Raw genomic sequence first — 25,943 nt, 5'->3', positions numbered from 1 at the left:
TCTATATTCCTTCTCGTCGTCTGATGGCGCAATGTCGCCCATCATTCTGGTTAAGGGAAAACCTCGACTGCTAACAGCATCGTCGAAATATCTGGCCTTGCGCCCACATACTCCGACACTGACACAGCGCATGCGGTCATGGTGGTGCCCGAACCCGACTTGTGCGCCTACCGCCTGCGGTGCCGAAGTACCTGGCGCGCCGGACTATGGGTGAACACACCGCATCGCCGCCGAACGGAATGATGTTCCGTGCCATCACAAACCGCCTTCGCTCATCACCATTAGTTGAGTGTTTCCGCCGGCCGCGCTGGCGTTGACGGTCGTGATCCGCTCGCGAACAAGAGCGGCAAAGTCGCATCCTTCTTCGAAGCCCGACTCGATCACGGGAATCCGCCGTTCGAGGCAGGCGCTCGTCAGATCCGCCGGCGCGCCCTCGCCCGCTGCGAGAAGCATCACTGCCGGCCCCGAACCGGATTCGCGCTCGATCAATTCCTGGATGCTGGTGCTATCCGCGATGTGGCATCGATCGCCCAGGACGCGCTTGATCTTTCCGGCTGCCTCTGACGGCATCAGCACGATCTGATTGCCAAAGGCACTCGCGATCATGGCTTGAAACACCACCGCATCGAACTGCCTGGCCGCACACAGGACCCGACCGCGGGGCAGGAACTCGATCGTATTTTCCTCGCCGGTGAGCGCTGGCAGGCTGACCGGATCCAATGTCGAGATCTGCTGTATCAACGCGTCGCGCATTCCGGATATCTTCACGCCGTTCGTGCGGCCGTTGGGAGCCGTCACCAACAAAGCAAAAAGTTCGTCGACACACTTCCGGCGGAATCCTTTTTCACTAGCCAATGCCTCGCGGCGCCCCTCCCACCGTCCGCCGTCGCGCTCGACAGCAAACTCGAAGTACTTTGCACTGCTAATCCCATGGTCCACTGCAAACGGTCCTTCGCTCGGTGCAAGCTCACCGCTCCCCTGTTTCGTCAGCGCAGGCAACGTGAGAGGCCCCGCCATCATGGGCCCGGTACCGGCCGCGCCCACGCCTCCCGATGGCTGCATACCGACAAAAGCCGAGTGCATCGCCCGGTTCACGCACACGCTGCTTGCGGTCGACTTTGAGAGGAGCTTGCCCGCGACCTCGTTTATCCGCGTATGGAGACCAAGGACACCGCAGCCGGTCGCGTTGAGTCGCTCGAGCAGGTTGTCGAACTCGCCCGTACGGTAGCGCACGACATGCAGGATCGGGCCAGTCGCGTTCTGCGCGACCGAGACCAGATTTTCCACCCCTCCCATGTCGATGATGGCAGGCGCCACATAGTTGCCGTTCTCGCTTTCCTCGGTACTCCTGCCTCGCGTGACCGCAAAGCCCGCGCGTCGCATCCGCTCCAGATACTCTTCGGCGACTACTTTCATCTCCTGAGTTGCGACGGGGCCAATGTCGGTCGCGACATCGAGCGGATTCCCGGTCCTCCTTTCACTGAGAATGCCTTTGAGCATCTTTAGCGTCTTCTCGGCGGTGGAATCCTGCAGGCAAAGGATGCGCAGAGACGACGCGGCCTGCCCAGCCGATCTGAAAGCCGAAACCGTCGCATCGAAGATGACCTGTTCCGGCAACGCGGAGCTGTCCACGATCATTGCATTGACGCTTCGAACCGCGAACAGAAGCTTCGGTGCGCGTCCGAGCGCCGCGATCTGCGACGAGAGCTTTACAGCGGTCGCATTGCAGCCCGCGTACAGCACAGCCTGAATGCGCCGGTCTACGATCAGGGCGCGCCCAACCGTCTCCCCACTGCCTAACAGAAGCTGGATAGCCGTCGGCGGCGTACCCGCACGCAGGAATGTCGACACGACTTCATAGGCAATCAGCGATCCGCACCTAGCCGGTTTGGCAATCACCGCATTGCCGACAGCCAGGGCGGCAGCGACCTGTCCGACAAGCGACATCAGCGGCGTGGCTGCCGATGTAATGCAGGCAACGACACCCAGCGGATTTGTGGTCTGCAGCCGCCTTTCGGTTGTCAGCTCGTACGCGTAGAGGCGACACAAATTGACTGCACTTCGTACTTCGTCCGCCGCTTCGGCCAACGTAGCGCCGGTTTCCGTTACGAGCAGCGCCCCCAGCGCCGCCGCCCCCTCCTCGAATTTCGCGGCTACGGCGTCGAGGATGGAGGCACGCGACTCAGCGCTTGTACCGCCCCACGAAGTACAGCCTTCGTTCGCCCTCTGAAGCGCAAGATCAATCGCACCGGGCAGGCAGGTGTCGATGCTACCAATGACCTGGGTCGAATCCGCAGCGCTATAGATCAGGCTGGTGGTCTCCGAATCGGGCACAACCTCCCCGGCAACGATCGACTTCACTACGTTGATCCGGCCACCATGAAGCTCATCGACCGCTTTCCTGAACTGTGGCGAACTCGCGAAGTCGAGCGATGCGGCGTTGATGCGCCCAGGCAGCACGTTTCTCGGGCTGGGGATACCTTCGTGCATGCGACCTTGCGTACGCGCGGCTTTCTCCATCGGGTTCGCGACGATCTCGGCGATGCTCACCGACGGATCAACCACCTGATTGACGAATGACGAGTTAGCACCGTTCTCCAGCAGTCGGCGAACGAGATACGCGAGCAAAGTCGCGTGTGGACCGACGGGGGCGTAGACACGGCAGGCCCGGCCCAGCTTCGAAGCGCCGACGATCTGGTCGTACACGCTTTCGCCCATCCCGTGAAGACACTGAAACTCGTATTCACCGTCACCCGCCAACGTATGGACTGCAGCGATCGTGAATGCGTTGTGCGTCGCGAACTGCGGGAAAATCGCATCCGGGGCGGCAATCAGCGCCTTCGCGCAGGCGATATAGCTAACGTCCGAGTGCACCTTGCGGGTGAATACCGGGTAGCCTTCGCTACCCGAATCCTGTGCGAGCTTGATTTCGGTATCCCAGTACGCCCCCTTGACGAGACGCGTATTGATGCGCCGCCCCGTGGACCGGGCCAGCGCAATCAGCCACTCGGCCACGAACCGCCCGCGCTTCTGATAGGACTGAAGGGAAATCCCGATTCCATTCCAGCCTCTCAGCGACGGCTCAAGGCAAAGCCGTTCTAGCATCTCGAGTGTCAGGTCGAAGCGGGCGGACTCCTCCTGATCAAGGTGAAACCCGATCCCGTACTTCTTCGCGAGCTCCGCGAGGCTGAGTAGGCGGGGATAGAGCTCCTCGATGACCCGCTCGCGCTGCGAGAGTTCGTATCGGGGGTGAAGGCCAGATATCTTCACGGACACGCCAGGACCTTCGATCGGGCCGCGAGCGGCCGCATCCTTGCCGATCGCCTCGATCGCATGCCGATACGACTCGAAGTACGCCCGTGCGTCTTCCTCCGTGAGTGCCGCTTCGCCCAGCATGTCGTACGAGTACCGGTATCCCTGTCCCTCTCGCGATTTCGCAACGCGAATCGCCTCTTCAATGGTCTGGCCCGTCACGAACTGCTTGCCAAGGAGCCGCATCGCATAGGCGACGCCGGAGCGTACAACCGACTCCCCGCCTTTGCGGATGACGCTCGTCAGTGCTTCCGCAAGCGAACTTTCATCCGGCTGCTTCAGCAGCTTGCCGGTGACCAGAAGTCCCCACGCCGTCGCATTCACGAACAGCGACGGCGATTTGCCGATATGCGCACGCCAGTCAGCATCGACGATCTTGTCGCGGATCAGCTGATTGCGGGTCGGCGTATCGGGAATGCGGAGCATCGCCTCGGCAAGGCACATCAGCGCGATACCCTCGCGGCTGTCGAGAGAAAACTCCTGGGTTAGAAGGTCGACGCCGCCTGCGTTGATCCGCGTATCCCGAACGCCTTGGGCAAGGCGCGACGCCAGCGCCTGCACACGAGACAGCGTGTCTGCATCCATGCGAGCCGCATTGATCAGCTCGCCGACGACGACATCTTCCGGCAGATTCGAAGCGTCCTTGATACGTTGCCGCAGAACCGAGAGATCGGTGGTTTCCGCCTGCATTTCCTGAATTTTCGACAGCATGATGGAGTGAACGGTAGTGGGCGATGGAGTGGCTTCGATCTCAGGCAGCATGGTTGATCCCGCGAAGCCGTTCGGTTCGACGGCGCAAAAGCTCGAGCGTAAGCAGCAGCAGCGTTGAAATCACAACCAGCAGGCTTGCGACCGCGAGAATCGTCGGACTCAACTGCTCCCGGATTCCCGCCCACATTTGCCGCGGGATCGTGCGTTGGTCTGGACCCGTCAGGAAAAGCGCGACGACAATCTCGTCAAACGACGTTGCGAATGCGAACAGCGCGCCCGACACGACTCCAGGCGCAATGATCGGAAGCTTGATTTGCAGGAACACACGCAACGGAGATGCACCCAAGCTGCGTCCTGCTCTGGAAAGCGTTTCGTTAAAGCCGGCGAGCGTCGCGGTAACCGTCACGACGACGAACGGAGCACCCAGTGCAGCGTGGGCCAGAATCAGGCCGAGCAGACTGCTTGTGAGTCCGAGCGGGCTGAAAGCAAAATAGACGCCAACAGCCGTAATGATCAGCGGCACGATCATCGGCGAAATCAGGATGCCCGTTATGATCGCTTTGCCGCGGATGCGGCTGCTCGTTAAACCCAACGACGCCGTCACGCCAAGAACCGTTGCGATTGCGGTAGCTGAAACGCCCGTAATCAGGGTGTTTTTCAGCGCCAGCATCCAGTCCGGGCTGTCGAAGAACTCGTGGTACCAGCGCAGGCTCACCCCGGGCAACGGATACGTGAAGTACGGTTGCGAGTTGAACGACAGTGGCATCACGACCAGGATGGGCGACACCAGAAACAGCAGTACCGACAGTGAGAGCACGACATAGGAGACGCGCCCTACCCGTCCCCAGACAGTCGCGTAAGCAGGAAATTGGAACATGCCTTTACCCCAGTTTCACACCAGCGCCGCCGGTGATCCGTACGAAGATGCCGTAAATGAGCAGGACACCGACCAATAGCACCGATGCCAGTGCGCTCGCGAGGCCCCAGTTCAGGGTGGTGTTGACGTGGTTGGCGATGTAGTAGCTCGCCAGCTGGTCGTCGGGTCCACCCACGATAGCCGGGGTGATGTAGTACCCCACCGCCAAAATGAAGGTCAGCATTCCCGCCGCGCCTACACCAGGCAGTGTCTGCGGAAAGTAGGCTTGGAAGAACGAACGAATCGGACCCGCGCCAAGCGAGCGGGCAGCCTTCACGTACACGGACGGGACACCCTTCATCACGCTATAGAGCGAGAGAATCGCGTACGGCAAAAGAATGTGCGTCATGGCTACCAGCACACCGAAGCGGTTGTATATCAGAGACATCCGGCTGAACCCAAGGTGCACGAGCAAGTCGTTCACCACACCATGCGTCTGAAGCACGACGACCCACGCCGTCGTTCGCACGAGGATAGAAGTCCAGAACGGCAGCAGTACCATGATCATGAACAGGTTGCTGTAGCGTGCAGGAATGTTGGCAAGGAAGTAAGCGACGGGATAGCCAAACAGCAGGCACAGAAAGCTCACAAGCACGCTGACCCATGCGGTACGGACGAACACATCTACGTACAGGCGCTGGCTCTCCTTTTGTCGAACGATCGCGCCATCCGCATCGCGCTTGAAGTCGAAGGCCTTCAGGTAGTAATCGAAGGTCCAAGGATAAGCGGCATACTTGAGCGTCGACCACGTCGAGATATCGTCCCAGCGTGAATCGATCGCCGAGAGACGCGTATGCCAAGAGCCGGTCTGCGGTTCGCCCAGATGCCGCGCTGTCTTCATCATCAGACTGCGCAATCCCACCTCGTCGAAGTTCAGTCGCGAGGCAACGCGGCTCACCCCATCGTTTGCCTTCGCTGCCAGAAGGTCGGTCCCAAATGCCTCGTACAGCTTCTCGTCCGGCAGATGTCCCACTGCCGGATCCCAGCTGCGCAGCAAGACGGCGGCGTGCGGCAACTCGTTCGAGATGGTCGGGTCCCGGAAGCTCTTTAGCAGCAGACTGCCAATTGGAACGAGGAAGGTGACGAGCAGGAACGCAAGCAGCGGGAGAACCAGCAACATCGCCTTCACGCGATGGTTTCGCTCCGCCCTGCGGAGTCGGGCTTTCAGTCCCTGTGAGTTTTCTACGTTCACGGTCTGAACGTCACTCGATGGAACCGTCATATCAGTGGGAAGAATCATTTTCCTAGCGGCGGCCTTTCGGCCACATCCGTGTTAAGCCAAGCTTCAGGAAGACGCGCCTCGGATCGAGTGCACGCAACCGGGGCCCCGTTGCTGCCTGCCGGATTCGCCCGCTTTATGTTCGGCCTTGTCAATCACCCAGATTCGTGGGGACTTCCAGCCTGCGAACTTATCCGAGGGAGCGAACAGCTATCGGCGACGCCTCTACTGCAGCGCGCGGCACGCTTCCGCCATCCAGCCAACGTGTACGGAATCACCCACTCGCAGCGTTCGCGCAGCGCCATCGTTCGGCAGCTTGACGATGAAGTCGTCCCTGCCGCAGATCTGCATCACGAGCCGCAAATGGTCCCCGTAATAGATCAAGTCCTTTACACCACCGCTAAACACGTTGTCACATGTCTTCGCGTGCTCTCCAATTGCAATGCGCTCCGGTCGAAGCGATACGCAGGCGTTACTCGAAGCCCTGAGCACGGCCCCAGTGCTGGCCTTGATGGTGTGCCCACCATCAAGCTTGACTGTGCAACGCTCGCTACTTACGTCTGCAATGGTTCCCTTAAGCTCGTTACTCTCGCCGATGAAGCGCGCGACGAACGCGTTCTCAGGCTGCTCGTATAGCCTCGACGGTGTCGCCAGTTGCTGAATGATTCCGTTGTTGAAGACTGCAATGCGATCGGACATCGTCATTGCTTCACTTTGGTCATGCGTGACATAGACGACGGTCAGCCCACTTTGCGCATGGATCTGCTTGATTTCGTACTGCATCTGCTCGCGAAGCTGCTTGTCGAGCGCGCCGAGCGGTTCATCCATCAGCACCAGCGCCGGCTCGAACACGAGCGCTCTTGCGACCGCGACACGTTGCTGCTGACCACCGGACAGTTGGGCTGGCATCCGGTTGGCGAACTTCTCCATGTTCACCATCCGCAACGCACCCTGAACTTTCTTCTCGATCTCCGCCTTTCCGACCTTCCTCACCTTGAGAGGAAAGGCGAGGTTCTCGGCGACGGACTTGTGCGGAAAGAGCGCATAGCTCTGAAACACCATCCCGATGTTGCGGCGCTCAGGCGGAATGCGGTTGATCGGCCGGCCCTGTAGCAGGATTTCTCCGTGCGTGGCCGTCTCGAATCCCGCCAGCATCATCAGGCAAGTGGTCTTTCCCGAACCGGACGGCCCCAGCATGGTGAGAAATTCGCCTTCCTTGATATCAAGGTTCAGGTTTTTCACCACCAACGTTTCGCCGTCGTACGTCTTCTGGACGTTTTTGAAAGAAACAATTGTTGACATCACTATTCCTCAAGAGAATCTTGCCATTGCCCGGGTCAGGACTTCCGCGCCTGAAGCGCGCGCTCCGCGCGTCCCGTCATTGCGGTGCCACGCGCAGTAGCTCCAGAACCAGCTGAGCGTTACGTTCGACGCGTTCCGGTTCTGAAGTCTCCTTACGCCACCAGTTGATTGCCGCTTTTACTACCCTTGTTGCCTTGACCATTGGTTGTCCTTATTTTCTCCATGCGTAGCGCTCTGACACTGGGTCGCTACCTCCCTCTGTCACGCTCGACGAGTTGCGCTTACGACGCCGAGAGCCGCGCGACGCTTTCGCTCGCCCCCCCCGGAATTCGCAACACTGAACCCTTGCTCAGTTCAAAGCGGATTTCCCGTTCGATTTAACGCATCGTATACTGAACGTCCGTTCAACTCATTTGGCGTTTTCCCTACTATAGCGAAGCTCAAGCCGTGTCAAAAATAATTTTACCGCGCAGTTTTTGCGGTTTTTGGTTAATAAAACGCTTCATCGGTCCAAATCATCCTCACAACAAGTGAACACTTGTTCAACTTCGATAAGGATGCGTTCCATCGCACGATGAACAGTTGTTCAGCTCCCAAGCTGCGGGTAAGATGTCCCGGAGGACAGGGGATGGCTTCAGCCTGAGTCGTTCTCCGCAACATTCGTCAACAACAATTGGGATCCTTTAATGCAAACGGCATCAGAGATCATCGACTCTCGGAAGGAAGACGGGTCGCACTATGAAGGGATGCGAACGAGACTGTTGGATGCCACGTTGGCCGTAGTTGGCGATGTCGGACTCGAAAAACTTACAATTAGAAAGGTAAGCGACTATGCCGGCGTGTCAGTCGGCCTCGCGCACCACCACTTCGAAAACAAGAGCAATCTTGTGTATAAGACCTTCGTGCACCTCATCCGACGGATGCGCGACCAGTTGACCAGCGGCCGCCGGGGCATCGCCGACCCTGTCGAGCGCATGAAATTCACGGCTGATATGTGCTTCAACCAAGAAGTCATGAGCCCGGGCGCCGCAAACGTATGGCCGCACATGTGGAGTTCATCTGCGCACGATGCGGAGGTCCAGAGGCTGTGCGCGGCGTTCTCGCGCCGTCTGCGGTCCAACTTCCTGTTTGATTTGAAGCAAGCTGGATGCGACCCGGCCATGGCGCGCATACACGCAGTCCAAGCCATGGCACTCGTGCATGGTTTGTGGATCGAGCACAAGGTCGCGGGCAGCATTTCGATGGACGAAGTCATTGGGATCTTCCACGGGATGATCGACAACGCGACGCATTGGGTCTGGAAATCCAACATGAGGCGATCGGCTTCGGCGCATTGAGTAGCGTTCACTGCCTTCACATCCGTCCCGGATCTACATGTTTGAATAATTCGGACCGCCCCCACCCTCTGGTGCAACCCACACGATGTTCTGCGTCGGGTCTTTGATGTCGCAGGTCTTGCAGTGCACACAGTTCTGCGCGTTGATGACGAGCCGGTCGCTGCCATCGTCGTTCTTCACGAACTCATAGACCGCCGCCGGGCAGAAACGGCCCTCGGGACCGGCATACGTGCGCAGGTTCACGTTCACCGGCACCGAAGCATCCTTGAGCGTCAAATGCGCCGGCTGGTTTTCCTCGTGATTCGTGTTCGAGATGAACACCGACGAGAGCCGGTCGAATGTCAGCTTGCCGTCCGGCTTCGGGTAGTCAATCGGCTTGCACTGCGAGGCGGGCTTAAGCGTCTCGTGATCCCAGTGCTTATGGTGCAGCGTCCACGGCACGTTGCCACCCAACAGCTTTTGCTCGAGCCCGACCATCAGCGTGCCGAGATACAGGCCCTTACTCATCCATTGCTTGAAGTTGCGCGCCCTGTGTAGCTCGTCAGCCAGCCACGATCGCCTGAACGCCTGCGGGTAGGAGGTCAGCTCATCTCCATGGCGATGTGATTGCACCGCGTTGAACGCAGCCTCGGCGGCTAGCATCCCGGTTTTGATTGCCGCGTGCGAACCCTTGATGCGCGATACATTCAGGAAGCCCGCGTCGTCGCCGACCAGCGCGCCGCCCGGAAACACCAGCTTCGGCAGCGACATCAAGCCGCCCGCGGTGATCGCACGCGCGCCGTACGAGACACGCTTGCCGCCTTCGAGGAAGGCACGGATCGACGGATGCGTCTTGTAGCGCTGGAACTCCTCGAACGGCGAGAGATACGGATTCGTATAGCCCAGGCCGACCACGAAGCCCACCATCACCTGGTTGTTGTCGATGTGATAGAGGAACGAGCCGCCGTAGGTGTCGGTATCGAGCGGCCAGCCGGCCGTATGGATCACTAGCCCCGGCTGGTGCTTGGCCGGATCGATCTCCCACAGTTCCTTGATGCCGATGCCATAGACCTGCGGGTCCGAATCCTTGTTGAGCTTGAACCGCTCGTTCAACTGACGGCCCAGGTGGCCGCGCGCACCTTCGCAGAAGAGCGTGTATTTCGCGTGCAACTCCATGCCGAGTTGGAAGTTCTCGGTGGGCTCGCCATCCTTGCCGACGCCCATGTTGCCGGTCACGACGCCTTTGACCGAACCATCGTCGTTATACAAGACTTCAGCAGCTGGGAAGCCCGGGAAGATATCGACGCCCAGCGCTTCGGCCTGCTGGCCGAGCCAGCGCGTGACGTTCGCGAGGCTGATCACGTAGTTGCCGTGATTCTTGAAGTTGTCCGGCAGCGCCCAATTAGGAGTCTTGACGGCGCCTTTCTCGGTCAAGAACAGGAACCGGTCTTCGGTCACCTCGACATTGAGTGGAGCGCCCTTTTCCTTCCAGTCGGGAATCAGTTCGTTGAGCGCGCGTGGGTCCATGACCGCGCCCGACAGAATGTGCGCGCCGATCTCCGAGCCTTTTTCGAGCACGCAGACGCCGAATTCGACGCCTCTTTGCGCCGCCAACTGCTTCAACCGTATCGCCGCAGAAAGCCCCGCAGGGCCGCCGCCGACGATCACCACGTCGTACTCCATCGATTCGCGTTCGACCGCCTCGTCAGTGAGGGTGTGTGTGTTCATATCCGCACGTCTCGCATGTCTATCTACCAGGATGACCTGTCGACCATCCTAGAGGTCGCCCGGCGGGACGTAGAACGTTATTAGCGACGGTTATGCTGCATACAAGCGTCCCTTGAATTCCGCCCGCTCATGCGGACAGGCTGCGCCCCAGGAATTTTCCCGCGTTGACTGCCCCCCGCCACTCGCAAAACAGCGGGCTCGCGACCGTCTAGCGGACGTCGTACGAGTTTTGTATCCACCGCTGCACGAGAACGGCTTCTGCTAAACATCGCGCCTATTTATATTGACGGCGCTTCCCAAAAAGGACCGCACACTGCTGTCCACGGTCGGACTCAAACAAGGAAGCAGAATCGTGAATACATATGATGTCGTGGTAATCGGTGCTGGCGTGATCGGAAGCTCCGTCGCGTTTCAGCTGTCTAAGCTTGGAGCGAAGAACGTCCTGGTACTGGATCGCGCGACGATTGGTGCAGGCACGACCTCGCAGTCGTCAGGCATCCTTCGTACACACTATTCGGTGAAGGAAAACGTCGAACTGGCACGCAAGTCATGGTCCGTGTTCAACGATTTCGCGGCCTATCTCGGCGACGACGAAGCTTCCTGCGGCCTGGTGAAATCCGGCTACATGATTGTGGCCGCCGACGGCGACAAGCTTGAACCCTTGCGCGCATCGCTCGATCAGCAGAAACAGCAAGGCATTCCGCTTGAGCTGCTCGACGCACGACAGGCAAAGGAGCTGCTCCCAATAGCCCGATTCGACGACGCCGCGTTGATCGGCTACGAGCCGGAAGCCGGCTTTGCGGATGCCTACCTGACCGCTACCAGTTTTGCGCGCGCCGCACGCCGTGGCGGCGTGACTATCCGCGAGAACGTAACGGTGCACCGCCTGCTGCTCGAGAATAACAAGGTCGTTGGCGTCTCGACCAGCGTCGGTGACTTCTCCACCTCCAACGTGATTAGCACGCAGAACATCTGGACACCCGAGCTTGCCGGCTGGACGGGCAGATCGTTGCCGATCGTGCCCGAGCGCCACGCCGTGCTCGCTCTCGAATGCGAAGGCGCGCCCTACACCTTCAAGATGCCGGTGTTCAAGGATCTCGCGTCCGAAGGCATGCTCTACTACCGCTGCTATGGCGGCAACCAGATGCTGGTCAGCGAGGGCGTGGTGGGGGAAAAGCTCAACGCGGCCGACACCGAACAAGGCGATATCCCGATGGACTACATCGTGGACGTTGGTGCACAGGTCGCGGAGCGCTTCCCGGCCTACGAGGCGGCAGGCATCGCGTCGTCGTGGACGGGAGTGTATGACGTAACACCCGACTGGAACCCCGTGCTCGGCCCGCTCCCCGGAATTGAAGGACTGACAGTTGGCTACGGCTTCTCCGGGCACGGTTTCAAACTCTCGCCGACGGTCGGCCGCGTTCTCGCGCAAAGCGCGCTCGGCCTGCCGACTGATGTTTCGCTCAAGCCGTATTCGATCGAACGCTTCGCAACGGGCGATCTTCTCACAGGGAAATATGGCCTCGGCGCAGTTTCCTGACGCGCAGTTGCCGGCTGGCGTTGCAGTTCAGCCGCTCGCGTCCTTCCCGACACAGCGCTGGCGCAACGGCGGCGGCACAACGCGTGCGCTCGCCGAAGCACCGGACGGCGGCTGGCGCGTGAGCCTGGCTGACGTCGAGCGCGACGGCCCGTACTCGCGTTTTGCCGGCATGACCCGTCTGTCGCTCGTCATGGAGGGCTCGGGCGTCACATTGCGCGACGCAGCCGATGAAGTCTGGCTGCAGCGCGGCATCCCGGTCGGGTACGACGGCGAACGCGCGTGGCAAGCAACGCTGTGTGAAGGTCCAGTGATCGCGCTCAATGCAATGGCCGCTCATGGTCGCTTTCGGGCACGCATGACGCCGCTGCGCCATGCGACGCTGGTGCCATCCGGATTTTTCACGCTGGTGCTTACTCTGAACGGCCGTTGCGCGTGGCATACCGAAGACGGCAACTCTGCCACGACACCTGACGAAGCGTCCGTCATGACGTGCGGGCCGGAAGCCGGCAGCCTCGTGCTCACGCCGTTGCCGTTTGTCGTACAGACAGGCAGACGACGCATATCCGGATTCACCGCGGCACTGGTCACCATCGAACCGGTGGGCCCATCCGACATACAGAAGCGAGGAAACAACGTATGAAAGTGTTTGCAGCAGTCAAGCGTGTTGTCGACTACAACGTGAAGGTCCGCGTCAAATCGGACCAAAGTGGTGTCGATATCGGCAACGTGAAGATGTCGATGAACCCGTTCGATGAAATCGCCGTCGAGGCGGCAACGCGCCTTAAGGAAGCCGGCCAGGCAAGCGAAGTCGTCGCAGTGACTTGCGGTACGGCGCAAAGCGTGGAAACCTTGCGGACGGCGCTGGCCATCGGCGCGGATCGTGCGCTGCACATCCAGACCGATGCCGAACTGCAGCCGCTTGCGGTCGCCAAGCTGATCAAGGCTGCCGTCGAACGCGAACAGCCGCAACTCGTCATCCTTGGCAAGCAGGCCATCGACGACGACGCCGGCCAGACCGGACAGATGCTCGCGGCACTGCTCGACTGGCCGCAGGCGACCTTTGCGAACCGCATCGAAATCAACGGCGAAACCGCCACCGTGACACGCGAAGTGGACGGTGGCCTCGAGGTCCTCGAGTTGCAGTTGCCGGCAATCGTCACGACCGATCTGCGGCTGAACGAGCCGCGCTATGTCACCCTGCCGAACATCATGAAAGCGAAGAAGAAGCCGCTCGATACGCTCAGCCCCGCGGAGCTCGGCGTCGATCCGTCACCGCGCCTGAAGACGCTGAAGGTAGTTGAGCCTGCTGCGCGCAAGGCCGGCACGCGAGTGCCGGACGTCGCCACGCTGATCGAAAAACTCAGGAACGAAGCGAAGGTAATCTGATGAACACTCTTGTCATTGCGGAACACGACAATGCGCAGCTCAAGGCCGCCACGCTGCATACAGTGACGGCCGCGCGCCAGTTGAACGGCAACGTACACGTGCTTGTTGCCGGGCATGACGCGCTGGCCGCTGCTCAGGCCGCCAGTGCAATCGAAGGCGTCGACAAGGTTATTCTGATCGACGCACCGCACCTTGCCGACGGTCTCGCGGAAAACGTAGCGGCGCAGGTCCTAGCGCTCGCATCCGGCTACACGCATCTCTTTTTCCCCGCGACAGCAGCAGGCAAGAATGTCGCGCCGCGCGTTGCTGCAAAGCTCGACGCATCACAGATTTCGGACGTGACTGCCATTCATTCGGCCGACACTTTCGATCGGCCGATTTACGCAGGCAACGCCATCGCGACCGTGCAATGTGCTGATGCCGCGAAGGTCGCAACGATCCGCACGACCGCTTTCGAAGCGGCATCCGCGGCGGGCGGCAACGCGCCGGTCGAAACGAAGGACGCCGCCGCAGAAAACACTCGCGTTCGCTTCGTGCGACGTGAAGTGGCCGTCAGCGAGAGGCCCGAGCTGACGTCGGCGCGCATCGTCGTGTCGGGCGGCCGCGGCATGGGCAGCGCGGAAAACTTCGCGCTGCTCGATCCGCTCGCCCAGAAGCTCGGCGCCGCCGTCGGTGCATCGCGCGCGGCGGTGGACTCCGGTTTCGCGCCAAACGACTGGCAGGTCGGGCAGACCGGCAAGATCGTTGCGCCGCAGCTATACATCGCGGTCGGCATTTCTGGCGCGATCCAGCATTTGGCTGGCATGAAGGATTCGAAAGTGATCGTCGCGATCAACAAGGATGCCGAAGCGCCGATCTTCAGTGTGGCTGACTACGGTCTCGTAGCCGATCTGTTCGAAGCAGTCCCGCAGATCACGCAGGCGCTCTGATCTCCGTTTAGCGGGCAGTATCAGCGTCCGCAATGTCCGTTTTTGGCCGGCACCGTGGGGCCCACGGTGTCGGCCTTTTCGTGTGCACACCGCTCAGCGCGGCAGCGCGCGCACCGCCTCCAGCGCAGTCAGCACCATACGTTCGACGACAGGTTTGATCTTGGCCGCGAGATCTGGGCGGTAGTCGAAAGGCGCTTCCTCATTCATGTAGGTGGACTGGCACATCTCCAACTGGATCGCATGAATGCCCAGTTCCGGACATCCATATTCGCGCGTAATGTAACCGCCCTTGAACCGGCCGTTGGCGACGTAGGAATACGGTTGGGCATCGATCGTTCCGGTGACCGCGTCCAGGATGCGAGGGTCACACGAATCGCCGGAATTCGTCCCCAGGTTCAGGTCCGGCAGCTTGCCATCGAAGAGACGCGGCAACACGCTTGCAATCGAGTGCGCTTCCCACAGCAGCACCGTGCCGTGTTCCTTGCGCATCGCGTCGAGCGTCTCGCGCAACTTTGCATGATATGGAGCGTGGTAGTCACGCACGCGCGCCTGCGTCTCCTCGGCCGACGGTGTCTTACCGTCAAGGTAGAGCGGCTCGCCGCGAAACGTTTCGGTCGGGCAAAGGCCCGTCGTCGTTTGTCCTGGATAGAGGCTTTCACCCGAAGGCGGACGGTTGAGATCAATCACATATCGCGAAACACGGGCGCTCAGCACCGATGCGCCCGCCCGTGCGGCAAAGTCGTATAGCTGATCGAGGTGCCAGTCCGTGTCAGCAACCGTTTTCGCCGCACTGGTGTATGAGCCGAGCAGCTCATCCGGAATGATCCGCCCCAGATGCGGGATGGACACGAGCAACGGCAATGCGCCGGCCTTGAATTCGAATACCGGGAAGTGGTTCACGACGGGAACTCCAGCGAGATGGGATAGTGAGTCAGTCGCACGGCGACATGTCATCGTGTCGAATGCGCATGGCCGATCCGCCGCGATAAGGAAGGTGACTTGAACTGACGGCGGAAGCGCGTCGCAGGCGACGAAAATGCTCGCGGCTCGAATGCTTCGAGCTCGTTACTGCGCTCGCAATCGGCGACACGTCACTTCAACCGATTGCGGGGGAAGCATGTGGACAAAAGCCGCACGATTCTGCAAACCGTGCGGCTGTCGGGTCAGCTTGGGCTTAACCGCCGAAGGACCACTCGCGCGGAGGCAGGTAGGTCTCTTTGACCACCCGCGGCGAAACCCAACGCAGCAGGTTCAGATACGAGCCCGCCTTGTCGTTGGTGCCGCTTGCACGACCGCCCCCAAACGGTTGCTGGCCGATCATCGCGCCGGTTGGCTTGTCGTTCAGGTACAAATTGCCCGCTGCATTGACGAGCGCGTCTTCCGCTTCATGCAGCGCGAACCGGTCGGTGCAGAAGATCGAGCCGGTCAGCGCGTACGGGCTCGTCGCATCGATCAGCGCCAGCGTCTCCGACCACGCGTTGTCCGCATATACAAACACCGATAGGACCGGCCCGAAAAACTCGGTCGTCATCAGCGCGTGCTTCGGATCCGATACTTCGAGCACCGTCGGCTCGACGAACCAGCCCGGCTCCGACCAAGTCTTGCCGCCGGAAACGACCGTCACCTTGCTGTCGTCCTTCGCGGCGTTCAGCACGGCGCTCAGCTTCGCGTGCGATGCTTGAGAAATCACCGCGCCCATGAACGTATTGTTCAAGTCGGCAACATCGCCCACCTTCAGTTTCGCGAGACGCTCGACGAGCTGTTCACGTACTGCTGGCCACAAGCTCTGCGGAATATACGCGCGCGACGCGGCGCTGCACTTCTGTCCCTGATACTCGAACGCGCCGCGGATCAGTGCGATCGCGAGCTCGTCAGGATGCGCGGACGGATGCGCGAGCACGAAGTCCTTGCCACCCGTTTCACCGACAAGACGCGGGATTGTGCGGAACGCGTCGACTTTCGACGCGACGCCCTTCCACAGCGACTGGAACACCGCCGACGAACCGGTAAAGTGGATACCGGCGAGATCCGGCGACCCGAGCACCACGCGCGTCGTTAGTTCAGCTTCCCCCGGCACGAAATTGATGACGCCTGCGGGTAAGCCCGCTTCTTCGAGCGCCTCGTAGAAGATCCAGTTCGCGAGCGCCGACTTCTCCGACGGCTTCCACAGCACGGTGTTGCCCATGATCGCCGGCGCAGTAGTCAGGTTCCCGCCGATCGCCGTGAAGTTGAACGGCGATACGGCATACACGAAACCTTCTAGAGGACGCCAGTCCGTGCGATTAACGGCGGTTGCCACCGACGTCGGCTGCTCGGCATACACGCGTTGTGCGTTATAGGCGTTGAAGCGCAGGAAGTCGATCAACTCGCAAGCCGAATCGGGTTCGGCCTGGTCGATGGTCTTGCTCTGACCGAGCATCGTCGCGGCGTTGATACGCATGCGCAGGCGCGAGCCGATGATGTCTGCTGCGCGATGCAGGATGGTCGCGCGGCTCGCATGCGACAGCGCCGCCCAGTCGCGCGATACGGATCGGGCGTTCTCGATAGCTTCACCGATCTGCGCTTCGGTCGGACGATGGATGCGCGCAAGCAGACGCTGATGGTCATGGGGCGCGCGCACCTCGACGGTATCGTTAGAGAAATAGCGCTTCCCGCCAATCACGGTAGGAATCTCGACGACCTCCCGATCGCCAAGCGCTTTCACGAGTTGCGCTGCGGCATTGGTTCCTGTGTCGAAGCTGACTTCGGGCTCGTTGACCGGCAACGGAAAATTTGGACTGGAATTCACCCCTACTCCTTGATAACGGTGGGACGGATAAACCGGCCGACGCTTGTTCGCGCACCTAAAGCCTGAACTGAGGAATTCCGGCCGGTAGATTTCTATTTGAAGAGTAGCCCCATCCACCGTGGCAGGTGTTTGATCCACCCACTCTTATATTCAGGATTTGCTGTACTTGTGAAGTGATCCATCGACGCTGCCATGGACTAACCTTCCCGCTCCGTCATGTTATGCCTTGGAGCTTTCACGGCGCGCCCTCTCATGGGGACGACGCATCCGCACGCCAGCTCTCATGAGGACGGGGAATCGCAGGTAGGCTTCGCAAGCCGCCTTCAAGGGCAGTCAAGAGTAACGTCATCGCTCTCCCGCAATTGACCTGGTCGTCGCTTAGGGTGGCCAGAACCGCAGCCTGCCTATTCGAACCAACCAAGGCTTCATCGACCTGCGCAGCGCAATCACTGCGCCACCGACCCGAAATTTCCGCTTCTATCACATGGACACCGCCAACGGGATTCCCGTAGTGCTGGGACGTGAAAAGTTCGACAGAATTGCCGTTGACAACCCAGGACCGTCCTTGTGCCTGAATCGTCTCCGTGAGTGCCGCGACGAGTTGGCGGCTACAGGCTTTACCCTGATTTGTACCGATATTGCAATCGCGTCCAGTCGACCGGCCTCGATAAAGCGAAAGCCACCCGCTCGCATGCGATACAAACAGCAGCACATGACTATGCTTAGAGCGCAAACGCTCAAGTTCTTCCGCGATGCGTCGATGAAACGGGCGCCAATACTTCTCGACGCGCATTTCGACCTCCTCGGCGCTTAATTCAGTTCGGAGTGCATATAAATCCTCACCGTGCGAAGTATGTGTCCGACACAGCCGGCCACGGATCAAGCCAGACGACAACGGCAAGCTGTCTACGCCGACCATGAAGTCGATTTCGCACGGGTGGTAACGCGCAGCGATCAGCGAAGCGCCCGAGTCCCGGGCGGCGCTCTGGAGGACCAGGCCCGCGGGATCTGCAACCCGGCCCTGCACCGGTACCAATCCAGCATGCTGAAGCAGCTCGGATGGGATATAGGTGCCCGTATGCGGTGTAATGACGAGTATCGGAGAATCACCCTGGACCAGCAATTCGCACCCTGGGTTGTCCATTTGCAAAATATTCCTTAGGTCGGAAACGCGAGAACGTCGAGACCCTGATAGAGCAAGCAGCTGAGGACACTAACATTCAGAATGCCAAGGCGCGATTAATCAAATGTCGCTTGTACTATCTATAAGCCTGATCAACAAGCCGCCTATCGGCATCTTCACTGATTATGCTTCGCGTAGATGTTGCACCCTCGCCGGCTCGGGGACGGCGACGACAGACAAATCTACTTGGATCGCAACTTGATACGGACCTACATCGCCTTTGTTCTTCTCGGAGTATTCTGGGGATCAAATTTCATCTACATGAAGTGGGCGGCTGCACTCATCAGCCCGGGTCAGATATCGCTTTTGCGGGTGCTCTTTGGTTTCGTGCCGTTGGCTGTGCTCGCGTGGCGCAAAGATGTCATGAGGCTTCGCCAGTTGCGCTATCTGCATCATTTCTTAGTGATGGCGGCCCTGACAACGGCTTTCTGCTACTTCGCGACGGCAAAGGGTACCTCGCTGCTCCCGTCGGGCATCGCCGGCGTGCTGGGAGGGTCTTCGGCGATCTTCACCTCGATGGCATCGGGTCTGTTTCTGCGCGATGAAAAGATGAACCGGTTGATGGTATGCGGTGTCGCGTTGGGAATGGCCGGCATCACGCTGATCGCCCGCCCATGGACTAGCATGAGTGACAACAACGCAATCAGCCTTGTGGGCGTCGCATGGATGCTAGCGGGAACGATAGTTTTTGGACTGTCCTATATCTATGTCCGACGCTTTGTTTCTCCGATTAACCTGGCTCCCCTTGCAATCGTGACGTGGCAGATGGGCCTCGCATTGCTGTTGCTCATTGTCCTAACCAACGTCGCAGGCACCGGGCAGATACTCCAGAACTGGCGCGCCGCAGCAGGGATGGTGATCGGACTGGGATTGCTTGGTACAGGCGCATCATTTCTCCTTTACTACTTCCTCCTGCAGGAGTTAGGCGCCGTTGCTGCAGCGGGAGCAGTCTATATCACCCCTGTTGTTGCGCTTCTCATAGGTTGGACTGCCGGTGAGCACATCGGGCTACTGGAAATTTTGGCCATGATCCTGATCCTCGGAAGTATCGCGATGCTGGAAGCAGGTCGCCAACGTTCAGGTAACAGGGAAGCGGAACTCGTTAAGGGCACAGTGAGCCTTGATTGAATATGGCGATAACTGGGACCTCTGCGACGAGCATCGTTCGCAGATACCGACCCGCAGCGGCGCGCGACAACTCTACAACTGGATCCGCAGAGCGTGTTATGTATAAGCGGTGATTTGTTGACGCTTTATCTAAAGCGCGCAAATCCGATCAGAACGGTCGGCAGGCTCACAACGAGACTTAGACTGCCGGCCAGCTTTACGTCGACATCGAAGAGCCGCACCATCGCCGGATCAGCAACTCACCGCCCCCCCCCGTCAGCGCAGCGACCGTCCCGATGCCGAATCCGGCGACAACACCCAGTAAGACCTGCATCGACCCGGTCACGGACAACTTTGTGTGATCGGGAGTGCTATGGCCAACGCGAGGTTTCGAGGTGCTCGCCTGAGCCGGTCAGCTCCTACTTTCGTATGCCTCTGCGTCGTTGAGAAATAAGTCGCGCTGCTCGGCACCACGCATTTCGCTCTTGGCAGCATCCAACCGTCTCTGATAGGTCTCGAGCGTCTCGCGCAGCAAGTCACGCTCGACTGCCACCACACACAGCCCGCTCTTCATTGCAGCGAGCTCAGCGCGCAGCGCCAGCAGTTCGTCGCTCCGAGATGAAGATGGTGGCTGCATCGCCGGTTTAGACCAGCGCTTACGACCATGTTGGAGTGTGCCGTACCCGTCGAAGTAACCCGCCTGCCGTTGCACCTACGAATTGACGGTGAATGAGGCGACGAAGCAAGTTATTGGAAAATACCCGATTGGCAAAGCGCTGCACTTGACAATTGAGACCGCCCTTGACTCTTGAGATTGCTTACATTCTCAAAAATGCTTGCGGACTGTGCGGCGACGAGCTCACATGTTCCAGTTCGGCTCAACATTCTGAGCCCGCGAGCGCCTTCTGATACATGATGCTCGAGGCGACCGCTATCTTTCGAAATGGCTCGGGAGGTAGCCAGCTAGGTTTGTCCATCGTCAACACGTCGAGGAGGTCTTGCGACTCTTTGCCGGCGACAAGTTCTCCCAGCAGCTTCCCAAAGACTGTGCCTTTGAGAACTCCGGCCCCGTTGCAGCCCACGGACACGAACATGTTTGGCCGAAGCTCGCCAAAGTAGGCGGCTCCATTGCGCGTCAAGGCTGTTACCCCACCCCAGAAGTATTCAAATTTGTGAGATTCAAGTTGTGGATACCTGCGAGCAAAGTTGTCCGTCAACAAATGCAAGATGGAGTCATCAGCGACCTCGCGCTCATACGAAAATGCGGAGCGGACCAGCAACCTACCATCTTGGGTTCGGCGAAGCGTAGAGCCCAGCCGATTTGCCGGCACAATACCCCATTCGGACGAATTTCCCAGCAGATCCAATTGACTCGAACAGAGTTGCTCCGTCATCGCTGCATAGGTAAAAATCGTGACAAGCCTGTCGCCCAAGAGTCCGAGTGACTTTGCGAAACCGTTATTGGCGACTACCACCTTGTCGCTGGTGAACTCGCAGCGCGTCGTTGTGACGTGGAACGGCGATTGCTCCGACAGACCGGTGACAGGGGTTCCCTCCAGAACGGTGACATTGCTCGGCAGGTTGTCAACCAGGCCTCTTATGAGCGCAGCAGGCTGAACAAAAACGTTGTTTTCGGAATGAAATCCGTAGCGGTAGTAGTCAGTGCCAATACGCTGTTTTAGTTCGCCTCGATCAAATTCGGTGTAGGGGATTCCCCAGTCGGCATACTGCTGGATGGTCGCACGCAGTCTGGCTTCCCCGGCTGAAGTAGCGGCAGCGTGGTATTTGCCGATGGCATTCCACGAGCAGTCTATTCGATAGCGATGCATTAGTTGACGCAGCCAATCTAAGCCGGAAGCGTAGATGCGGATCTGTGTCAATGCCCACTGCAACGGGCTGCGATGCCCAGCCATACCGGTGTTATGTGGGAGGTTGATGACAAATCCGGAGTTACGTCCGGCCGAACCCTCTCCGACGACCGAGGATTCAAGAAGCAGGATGGAACTGCCCGGCCTTTCTTCTGCGATACGTCGAGCAGCTGCAACACCCGTATAGCCGGCGCCAATGACGACGACATCGTATCGGCGAACCGCCGGCAGTAACGTTTTGGGTTCGCGGCGAGGCAGCATCGCGTTCCAGCCACTGCTGTTTCGGTAAATCGGCCAACTTCTTCCAGACGAATGGTTCATGATTTCGATTCTAGGCCTGGTTCACAACGTTTCTGGTTGTTGGCGGTCGGGATGCTTTATATCGGGCAGAAAAATCAGCCGCTCGTGCACTCGCCGTCTCAATCAACGTGTGAGCACTGAAATTCGGGCACGCCACGACGAGCAAAAAAACGCCGCAATTCGCGATTCTCCGCTTGGTGCCCCGTAAAGATTTCGACGTACCCAGCAATGCGCATCATGCGCACCGACATATCCTCTTGAATTCTCATCGACACGTAACCAAGCTGGGTAAGGTACATGGCGCGGGCCCGCACATCGGCGGTCAGCGTCTCGTAGCCGAATCGTTCGAAGAGTCCGGTCAATGCCCGAATCCGCTTCGCGTCGGCGTCCGCGATTTCGTTCGCGATCGTCGGAGATTGTTGCGCCCAACTCCTGATCGCCGCCTCGTGACGAGAATCGAAAATCGAGTCGTCGAACCAGCAGTCAAACACGTTCAACACCGCCTCGCAGACGCTCTCTGCATAGGCTTCGGTTTGCTGTACCCAGTTGCCCGTGTTCTTCGATTTCCATCGGCTCAACAACGCGTCCAGCAAAGCTTCCCGGTCCTTGAAAAACCAATAGAAGCTTGTGCGCGACAGATTGAGCTTCTTGGCAAGCGGGAGAATGCGCACCGACTCGACGCCGCCTTCGAGCAAACAGTCATAGGCGCCCTCGAGCCATCGCTCCGGTGAACCGCGTGCCTCATCGGCGTTCATATGTTCCATCAGATCGAGCCTCTATTTCGTCGGATTGCCCGGGTAGCTGGCGCGTCGCTCAGGCGTCAGCCTCGTGCCGCCGGCCCGGATGATGCCGATTTCGCCCGGCCGGGCATGTGTCGTGTGTACACTTATGTCCATGTACTTGACAGTAGTGTACACGAATCGTAGTCTTGATTGCACGATTAGGCCACGCAACGACCCAACCGCTTTGGAGATCCCATGCCCAGCGATGCACTTCTGCAGCCGTACACGCTCAAACATCTGACGTTCCGCAATCGCATCATGACTACGGCACACGAGCCGGCCTATGCGGAAGACGGCATGCCAAAGGAGCGCTACCGCGCGTATCACGTCGAGCGGGCCAAGGCCGGCATCGCACTGACAATGACCGCCGGATCGGCCTCAATCTCGAAGGACAGCCCGCCGGTTTTCAACAACATCCTGATCTACAAGGACGAAGTCGTACCATGGATGCGGGATCTGTCGGACGCATGTCACGAGCATGGCGCCAAGGTGATGATCCAGTTGACTCACCTCGGACGTCGTACACGGTGGGACAAAGGTGAATGGTTGCCGGCCGTGTCGCCTTCTCACCGTCGCGAACCGGCACATCGGGCGTTTCCGAAGAAGGCGGAAGACTGGGACATCGAGCGCATCGTCAAAGACTACGCGGACGCTGCAGAGCGCGTGAAGGCGGCCGGACTCGACGGGCTGGAGCTCGAAGCGTACGGACACCTGATGGACCAATTCTGGTCGCCGCTCACCAACGCGCTGGATGCACCTTACGGAGGCTCGCTCGATAACCGCCTGCGCTTTACGTTCGACGTGTTGCGCGCGATCCGGCAACGAGTCGGCGATGCATTCGTGGTTGGAATCCGCTATACAGCCGATGAAATCATCGCGGGCGGCATCACGCGGGATGAAGGCATCGAAATTTCAAGGCGACTGAAGGAAAGCGGGCTCGTCGATTTTCTCAATGTAATTCGCGGACATCTCGAGACCGACGCGGGCTTGACCGACATCATCCCAATCATGGGCATGAAGAGCGCCCCCCACTTGGATTTTGCCGGCGAGATCAGGCACGCGACGGATTTCCCGACTTTCCATGCCGCCCGGATTCAGGACGTGGCGACGGCGCGCTATGCGATCGAGTCCGGTAAAGTCGACATGGTCGGTATGACCCGCGCTCATATGACTGACCCGCACATCGTGCGCAAGATCATCGAGAGACGGGAGCACGAGATCCGGCCGTGTGTCGGCGCGAACTATTGCATCGACCGGATCTATCAAGGCGGCGCCGCGTTTTGCATCCACAACGCGGCGACTGGCCGCGAGTTGACGATGCCCCATTCGATCGCGCCCGCGACCGAGAAGCACAAAGTCGTGATCGTCGGTGCAGGGCCCGCGGGGCTCGAAGCCGCGCGGGTGGCCGGTGAACGAGGTCACGACGTCGTCGTGTTCGAAGCTATGCATGCGCCGGGCGGCCAGATCCGCCTGACGGCGCGCAACCCGCGCCGCAAGGAGATGATGGGCATCATCGACTGGCGCATGTCGCAGTGCGAGAAGCTGGGCGTGCGTTTCTCGTTTCAAACGTGGGCGGATGCGGACATCGTCAAACGCGAGAATCCGGACGTCGTCGTGATAGCGACCGGCGGCGTGTCGCATGTCGACGTGCTGCGCGAAGGCAATGAACACCTGGTGTCGACGTGGGAGATCATTTCCGGTGAGGTCAAACCCGGGATGAACGTCTTGATTTACGACGATGCCGGCGACCACGCCGCGCTGCAAGCGGCGGAAACGATCGCAGGTGCCGGCGGTCAAGTCGAGATCATGACACGCGATCGCACGTTTTCACCGGAAGTGATGAGTATGAATCTGGTGCCGTACATGCGTTCGCTGCAGAAGCTGAATGTCAGATTCACGGTCGCGTATACGCTTGAGGCCGTGCGCCGCCAGGGCAATGGATTCGTTGCCGTCATCGGCAGCGACTATGTCGAGATCCACAAAGAGCGACAATATGATCAAGTCGTCGTCAATAACGGAACCGTGCCGTCTGACGAGCTTTATTTCGAGCTAAAGCCGCAATCTCGAAACCTCGGTGCAGTCGACTACGACGATCTCATCGCCGGAAAGCCGCAGGCCGTCGATCGAAATCCGAATGGTCGATTTTCGCTCTTCCGGATCGGCGACGCTGTATCTGCACGAAATACGCACGCCGCCATTCATGACGCGCTCCGATTGATGAAGGACATTTGAGTTTCTCCTTCCGACTCCAGCCATCAGCCAACTGGTGATAGGCCAAGTCCGAGACCCAGACTGAATTGGGCTGCGTGGCGCGTGGCGGGCGAATGTCGCTATGGCAACGGCGGGGACGTGAGCCGCCCTTCCGGATGCTTGGCGATGTTCCGTGTTGCATGTCCGCTGTTCCCAGTAAGCAGTCTCCGCGATCTGAGGCCAGAACGGTTGAAGCGGCCGATGAAGGATTGTTCACCTCCGCCAGTCGAACGGCTGCTTCTATGAGGACTTGTTTGTCAAGCCGTCAATGGCCATGTAAGCGGATCGGATTTCATGGCGACACCTTTACGCCTTTAACGACACGAAGCGGCCTTGCCCGCATTAGCCAGTTGATCTTGATCCAAGGTCGGGGTGTGACGAGCTTTCCAGCCAGTGCCGGAACGGACTTCTTCCGTGCAGGACGTGGAGGTCCCGCACCTCATGCAGCATGCGCGCAAGGCGCACTGACAATCCCCAGTTGTGGGCGCGCCCCATCTTTCTGAGCGGTCACGGTGTGGTGACCCGTACGCGTTTCGGGCGCGTCGACCTTTGATCATGATGTGTGCCTTGCCAGGCTATGCAAACGATACCGTTGCAGAACGTCAGGGGGCATCGGGCTTGAGCGAGGCCCCGGCTGGAATCTCACCGTGCTCGAGATAGCGCCATAGTGCGATGGCGAGTACGCCGTGCCAACGCGACGATGCCCACACGTCGCATGCGTTTGCCGTTGCCCGCAAAGCGTCGATTGAACCACTGAGTCAGGGGGCTGTCGGGCTGCAGGCGTAACCAGCGCCAGGCCAGCTCGACGAGCGTCGTGCACGCTCGTCGGTTGCCGGCTTTGCTAATCATTCGACGCTGCAGCGTTCAAAAGGCGTGGTGGTGAGCGACCGAGGAAAAGTCATTCATAAGGATGGCAGGTACGTGTTGAGAAGATGAGCGTAAGTAGTTCACGACCTCAGGAACCAGATGGAGGCAACGCTGCTCAAGTTCGAACCGCGTACCCGAACAATTGATGTCGATATCGACGACAGCCCGGACCCCGGCCTGCTGGTCAGCTTCTGGATGAGCTGTCACCTGAAAAAGGCGGGACTCGTTCGTTTCGGGACATATTTCGAGCCGCCCGGTCATATGCTGGTGGAGTGCGTACATGCGCGCCGAGCCGACAATGAGCGAAGCGAGCTGACTGCACGCCCCCGGGAGGGAAAGCACGCCGTTCGACTCGGCGCTGATCACCCGCCCGAAATCAGTTCCTGACATTGATGGTTCCATTTGACGCTATCTACCGGCTCGACCACGCGGCACTCCT

General features: G+C 59.4%; 17 protein-coding genes and 3 pseudogenes. 8 read left to right on the top strand and 12 right to left on the bottom strand.

Features of this window, described 5'->3' with window-relative positions; all coding sequences use genetic code 11:
- Window positions 1-255: 255 nt before the first annotated feature.
- The 4 genes from putA to FAZ95_RS07595 all read right to left on the bottom strand — a co-directional run bounded on the left by putA (window position 256) and on the right by FAZ95_RS07595 (window position 7,460).
- Complete coding sequence (gene putA, locus FAZ95_RS07610) at window positions 256-4,074, bottom strand: bifunctional proline dehydrogenase/L-glutamate gamma-semialdehyde dehydrogenase PutA (RefSeq protein ID WP_254699836.1); 3,819 nt, start codon at window positions 4,072-4,074, stop codon at window positions 256-258.
- Window positions 4,064-4,900 (bottom strand): ABC transporter permease, encoded by an 837-nt coding sequence (locus FAZ95_RS07605; RefSeq protein WP_137331891.1) that lies wholly within the window; start codon window positions 4,898-4,900, stop codon window positions 4,064-4,066. The genes putA and FAZ95_RS07605 overlap by 11 nt, the downstream gene beginning before the upstream one ends.
- 4 nt (window positions 4,901-4,904) lie before the next feature.
- Window positions 4,905-6,059, bottom strand: a complete 1,155-nt coding sequence (locus FAZ95_RS07600) for an ABC transporter permease (RefSeq protein WP_254699893.1) — start codon at window positions 6,057-6,059, stop codon at window positions 4,905-4,907.
- Between the two features lie 324 nt (window positions 6,060-6,383).
- Window positions 6,384-7,460 (bottom strand): ABC transporter ATP-binding protein, encoded by a 1,077-nt coding sequence (locus tag FAZ95_RS07595; protein ID WP_137331890.1) that lies wholly within the window; start codon window positions 7,458-7,460, stop codon window positions 6,384-6,386.
- Window positions 7,461-8,221: 761 nt separating this feature from the next.
- Here FAZ95_RS07595 and FAZ95_RS07590 point away from each other — a divergent pair.
- A complete protein-coding gene (locus FAZ95_RS07590; RefSeq protein ID WP_254699835.1) occupies window positions 8,222-8,797 on the top strand; it encodes a TetR family transcriptional regulator C-terminal domain-containing protein in 576 nt (191 codons plus the stop codon).
- A 33-nt stretch (window positions 8,798-8,830) separates the two neighbouring features.
- Here FAZ95_RS07590 and FAZ95_RS07585 read toward each other — a convergent pair whose 3' ends face one another.
- Entirely contained in the window at window positions 8,831-10,504 is a 1,674-nt protein-coding gene (locus tag FAZ95_RS07585; protein WP_137331888.1) for an electron transfer flavoprotein-ubiquinone oxidoreductase, read from the bottom strand.
- 352 nt (window positions 10,505-10,856) lie between these two features.
- Here FAZ95_RS07585 and FAZ95_RS07580 point away from each other — a divergent pair, with 352 nt between their 5' ends.
- From FAZ95_RS07580 to FAZ95_RS07565, 4 genes are read left to right on the top strand one after another with little or no spacing between them, the layout of a single operon-like run.
- On the top strand, window positions 10,857-12,044 hold the full coding sequence (locus tag FAZ95_RS07580; protein ID WP_137331887.1) for an NAD(P)/FAD-dependent oxidoreductase: 1,188 nt from the start codon (window positions 10,857-10,859) through the stop codon (window positions 12,042-12,044).
- Window positions 12,022-12,684, top strand: a complete 663-nt coding sequence (locus FAZ95_RS07575) for a HutD/Ves family protein (protein WP_137331886.1) — start codon at window positions 12,022-12,024, stop codon at window positions 12,682-12,684. Before FAZ95_RS07580 ends, FAZ95_RS07575 begins: the two co-directional genes overlap by 23 nt.
- The gene (locus FAZ95_RS07570) at window positions 12,681-13,430 is read left to right on the top strand and encodes an electron transfer flavoprotein subunit beta/FixA family protein (RefSeq protein WP_137331885.1); all 750 of its coding nucleotides are present in this window, start codon (window positions 12,681-12,683) and stop codon (window positions 13,428-13,430) included. Before FAZ95_RS07575 ends, FAZ95_RS07570 begins: the two co-directional genes overlap by 4 nt.
- The gene (locus FAZ95_RS07565; protein ID WP_137331884.1) at window positions 13,430-14,359 is read left to right on the top strand and encodes an electron transfer flavoprotein subunit alpha/FixB family protein; all 930 of its coding nucleotides are present in this window, start codon (window positions 13,430-13,432) and stop codon (window positions 14,357-14,359) included. The genes FAZ95_RS07570 and FAZ95_RS07565 overlap by 1 nt, the downstream gene beginning before the upstream one ends.
- 93 nt (window positions 14,360-14,452) lie before the next feature.
- Here FAZ95_RS07565 and hutG read toward each other — a convergent pair whose 3' ends face one another.
- From hutG to FAZ95_RS07550, 3 genes are all read right to left on the bottom strand, one after another.
- On the bottom strand, window positions 14,453-15,259 hold the full coding sequence (gene hutG, locus FAZ95_RS07560; protein ID WP_254699834.1) for an N-formylglutamate deformylase: 807 nt from the start codon (window positions 15,257-15,259) through the stop codon (window positions 14,453-14,455).
- A 274-nt stretch (window positions 15,260-15,533) separates the two neighbouring features.
- The gene (pruA, locus tag FAZ95_RS07555; RefSeq protein WP_137331882.1) at window positions 15,534-17,147 is read right to left on the bottom strand and encodes an L-glutamate gamma-semialdehyde dehydrogenase; all 1,614 of its coding nucleotides are present in this window, start codon (window positions 17,145-17,147) and stop codon (window positions 15,534-15,536) included.
- A gap of 250 nt (window positions 17,148-17,397) precedes the next feature.
- The gene (locus tag FAZ95_RS07550) at window positions 17,398-18,291 is read right to left on the bottom strand and encodes an N-formylglutamate amidohydrolase (RefSeq protein ID WP_137331881.1); all 894 of its coding nucleotides are present in this window, start codon (window positions 18,289-18,291) and stop codon (window positions 17,398-17,400) included.
- 225 nt (window positions 18,292-18,516) lie between these two features.
- On the opposite strand from FAZ95_RS07550, the gene FAZ95_RS07545 reads away from it, so the two are divergent.
- Complete coding sequence (locus FAZ95_RS07545) at window positions 18,517-19,458, top strand: DMT family transporter (protein WP_254699833.1); 942 nt, start codon at window positions 18,517-18,519, stop codon at window positions 19,456-19,458.
- Window positions 19,459-19,867: 409 nt separating this feature from the next.
- On the opposite strand, the pseudogene FAZ95_RS07535 reads toward FAZ95_RS07545, so the two are convergent.
- The 3 genes and pseudogenes from FAZ95_RS07535 to FAZ95_RS07525 form a co-directional block, all read right to left on the bottom strand.
- Window positions 19,868-20,074 (bottom strand): annotated as a pseudogene (locus FAZ95_RS07535) (IS66 family transposase); the annotation flags it as partial.
- 241 nt (window positions 20,075-20,315) lie between these two features.
- Window positions 20,316-21,626 (bottom strand): NAD(P)/FAD-dependent oxidoreductase, encoded by a 1,311-nt coding sequence (locus FAZ95_RS07530; RefSeq protein WP_137331879.1) that lies wholly within the window; start codon window positions 21,624-21,626, stop codon window positions 20,316-20,318.
- Between the two features lie 98 nt (window positions 21,627-21,724).
- A complete protein-coding gene (locus FAZ95_RS07525; protein ID WP_137331878.1) occupies window positions 21,725-22,369 on the bottom strand; it encodes a TetR/AcrR family transcriptional regulator in 645 nt (214 codons plus the stop codon).
- 213 nt (window positions 22,370-22,582) lie between these two features.
- Between FAZ95_RS07525 and FAZ95_RS07520 the strand changes: the two genes are divergently transcribed.
- Window positions 22,583-24,619: an oxidoreductase gene (locus FAZ95_RS07520; protein WP_137331877.1), complete on the top strand. Its 2,037-nt coding sequence runs from the start codon at window positions 22,583-22,585 to the stop codon at window positions 24,617-24,619.
- Window positions 24,620-25,239: 620 nt separating this feature from the next.
- Here FAZ95_RS07520 and FAZ95_RS39960 read toward each other — a convergent pair.
- Window positions 25,240-25,483, bottom strand: a pseudogene (locus tag FAZ95_RS39960) (IS110 family RNA-guided transposase); the annotation flags it as partial.
- A gap of 102 nt (window positions 25,484-25,585) precedes the next feature.
- Here FAZ95_RS39960 and FAZ95_RS07510 point away from each other — a divergent pair.
- Window positions 25,586-25,777, top strand: a pseudogene (locus FAZ95_RS07510) (type VI secretion system baseplate subunit TssE); the annotation flags it as partial.
- Between the last annotated feature and the right edge of the window lie 166 nt (window positions 25,778-25,943).

The sequence above is a fragment of the Trinickia violacea genome (assembly GCF_005280735.1).
Lineage (GTDB): Bacteria > Pseudomonadota > Gammaproteobacteria > Burkholderiales > Burkholderiaceae > Trinickia_A > Trinickia_A violacea.
Note: the sequence above shows the minus strand (reverse complement) of the source record. Positions and strands in the feature narration are given on the sequence as shown.

Excerpts from the sequence above, each read along its gene's own strand:
- putA (WP_254699836.1), bottom strand. The coding sequence starts at position 4,074 with ATGCTGCCTGAGATCGAAGCCACTCCATCGCCCACTACCGTTCACTCC.
- FAZ95_RS07605 (WP_137331891.1), bottom strand. The coding sequence starts at position 4,900 with ATGTTCCAATTTCCTGCTTACGCGACTGTCTGGGGACGGGTAGGGCGC.
- FAZ95_RS07600 (WP_254699893.1), bottom strand. The coding sequence starts at position 6,059 with ATGTTGCTGGTTCTCCCGCTGCTTGCGTTCCTGCTCGTCACCTTCCTC.
- FAZ95_RS07595 (WP_137331890.1), bottom strand. The coding sequence starts at position 7,460 with ATGTCAACAATTGTTTCTTTCAAAAACGTCCAGAAGACGTACGACGGC.
- FAZ95_RS07585 (WP_137331888.1), bottom strand. The coding sequence starts at position 10,504 with ATGAACACACACACCCTCACTGACGAGGCGGTCGAACGCGAATCGATG.
- FAZ95_RS07575 (WP_137331886.1), top strand. The coding sequence starts at position 12,022 with ATGGCCTCGGCGCAGTTTCCTGACGCGCAGTTGCCGGCTGGCGTTGCA.
- FAZ95_RS07570 (WP_137331885.1), top strand. The coding sequence starts at position 12,681 with ATGAAAGTGTTTGCAGCAGTCAAGCGTGTTGTCGACTACAACGTGAAG.
- FAZ95_RS07565 (WP_137331884.1), top strand. The coding sequence starts at position 13,430 with ATGAACACTCTTGTCATTGCGGAACACGACAATGCGCAGCTCAAGGCC.
- FAZ95_RS07550 (WP_137331881.1), bottom strand. The coding sequence starts at position 18,291 with ATGGACAACCCAGGGTGCGAATTGCTGGTCCAGGGTGATTCTCCGATA.
- FAZ95_RS07530 (WP_137331879.1), bottom strand. The coding sequence starts at position 21,626 with ATGAACCATTCGTCTGGAAGAAGTTGGCCGATTTACCGAAACAGCAGT.
- FAZ95_RS07525 (WP_137331878.1), bottom strand. The coding sequence starts at position 22,369 with ATGGAACATATGAACGCCGATGAGGCACGCGGTTCACCGGAGCGATGG.
- FAZ95_RS07520 (WP_137331877.1), top strand. The coding sequence starts at position 22,583 with ATGCCCAGCGATGCACTTCTGCAGCCGTACACGCTCAAACATCTGACG.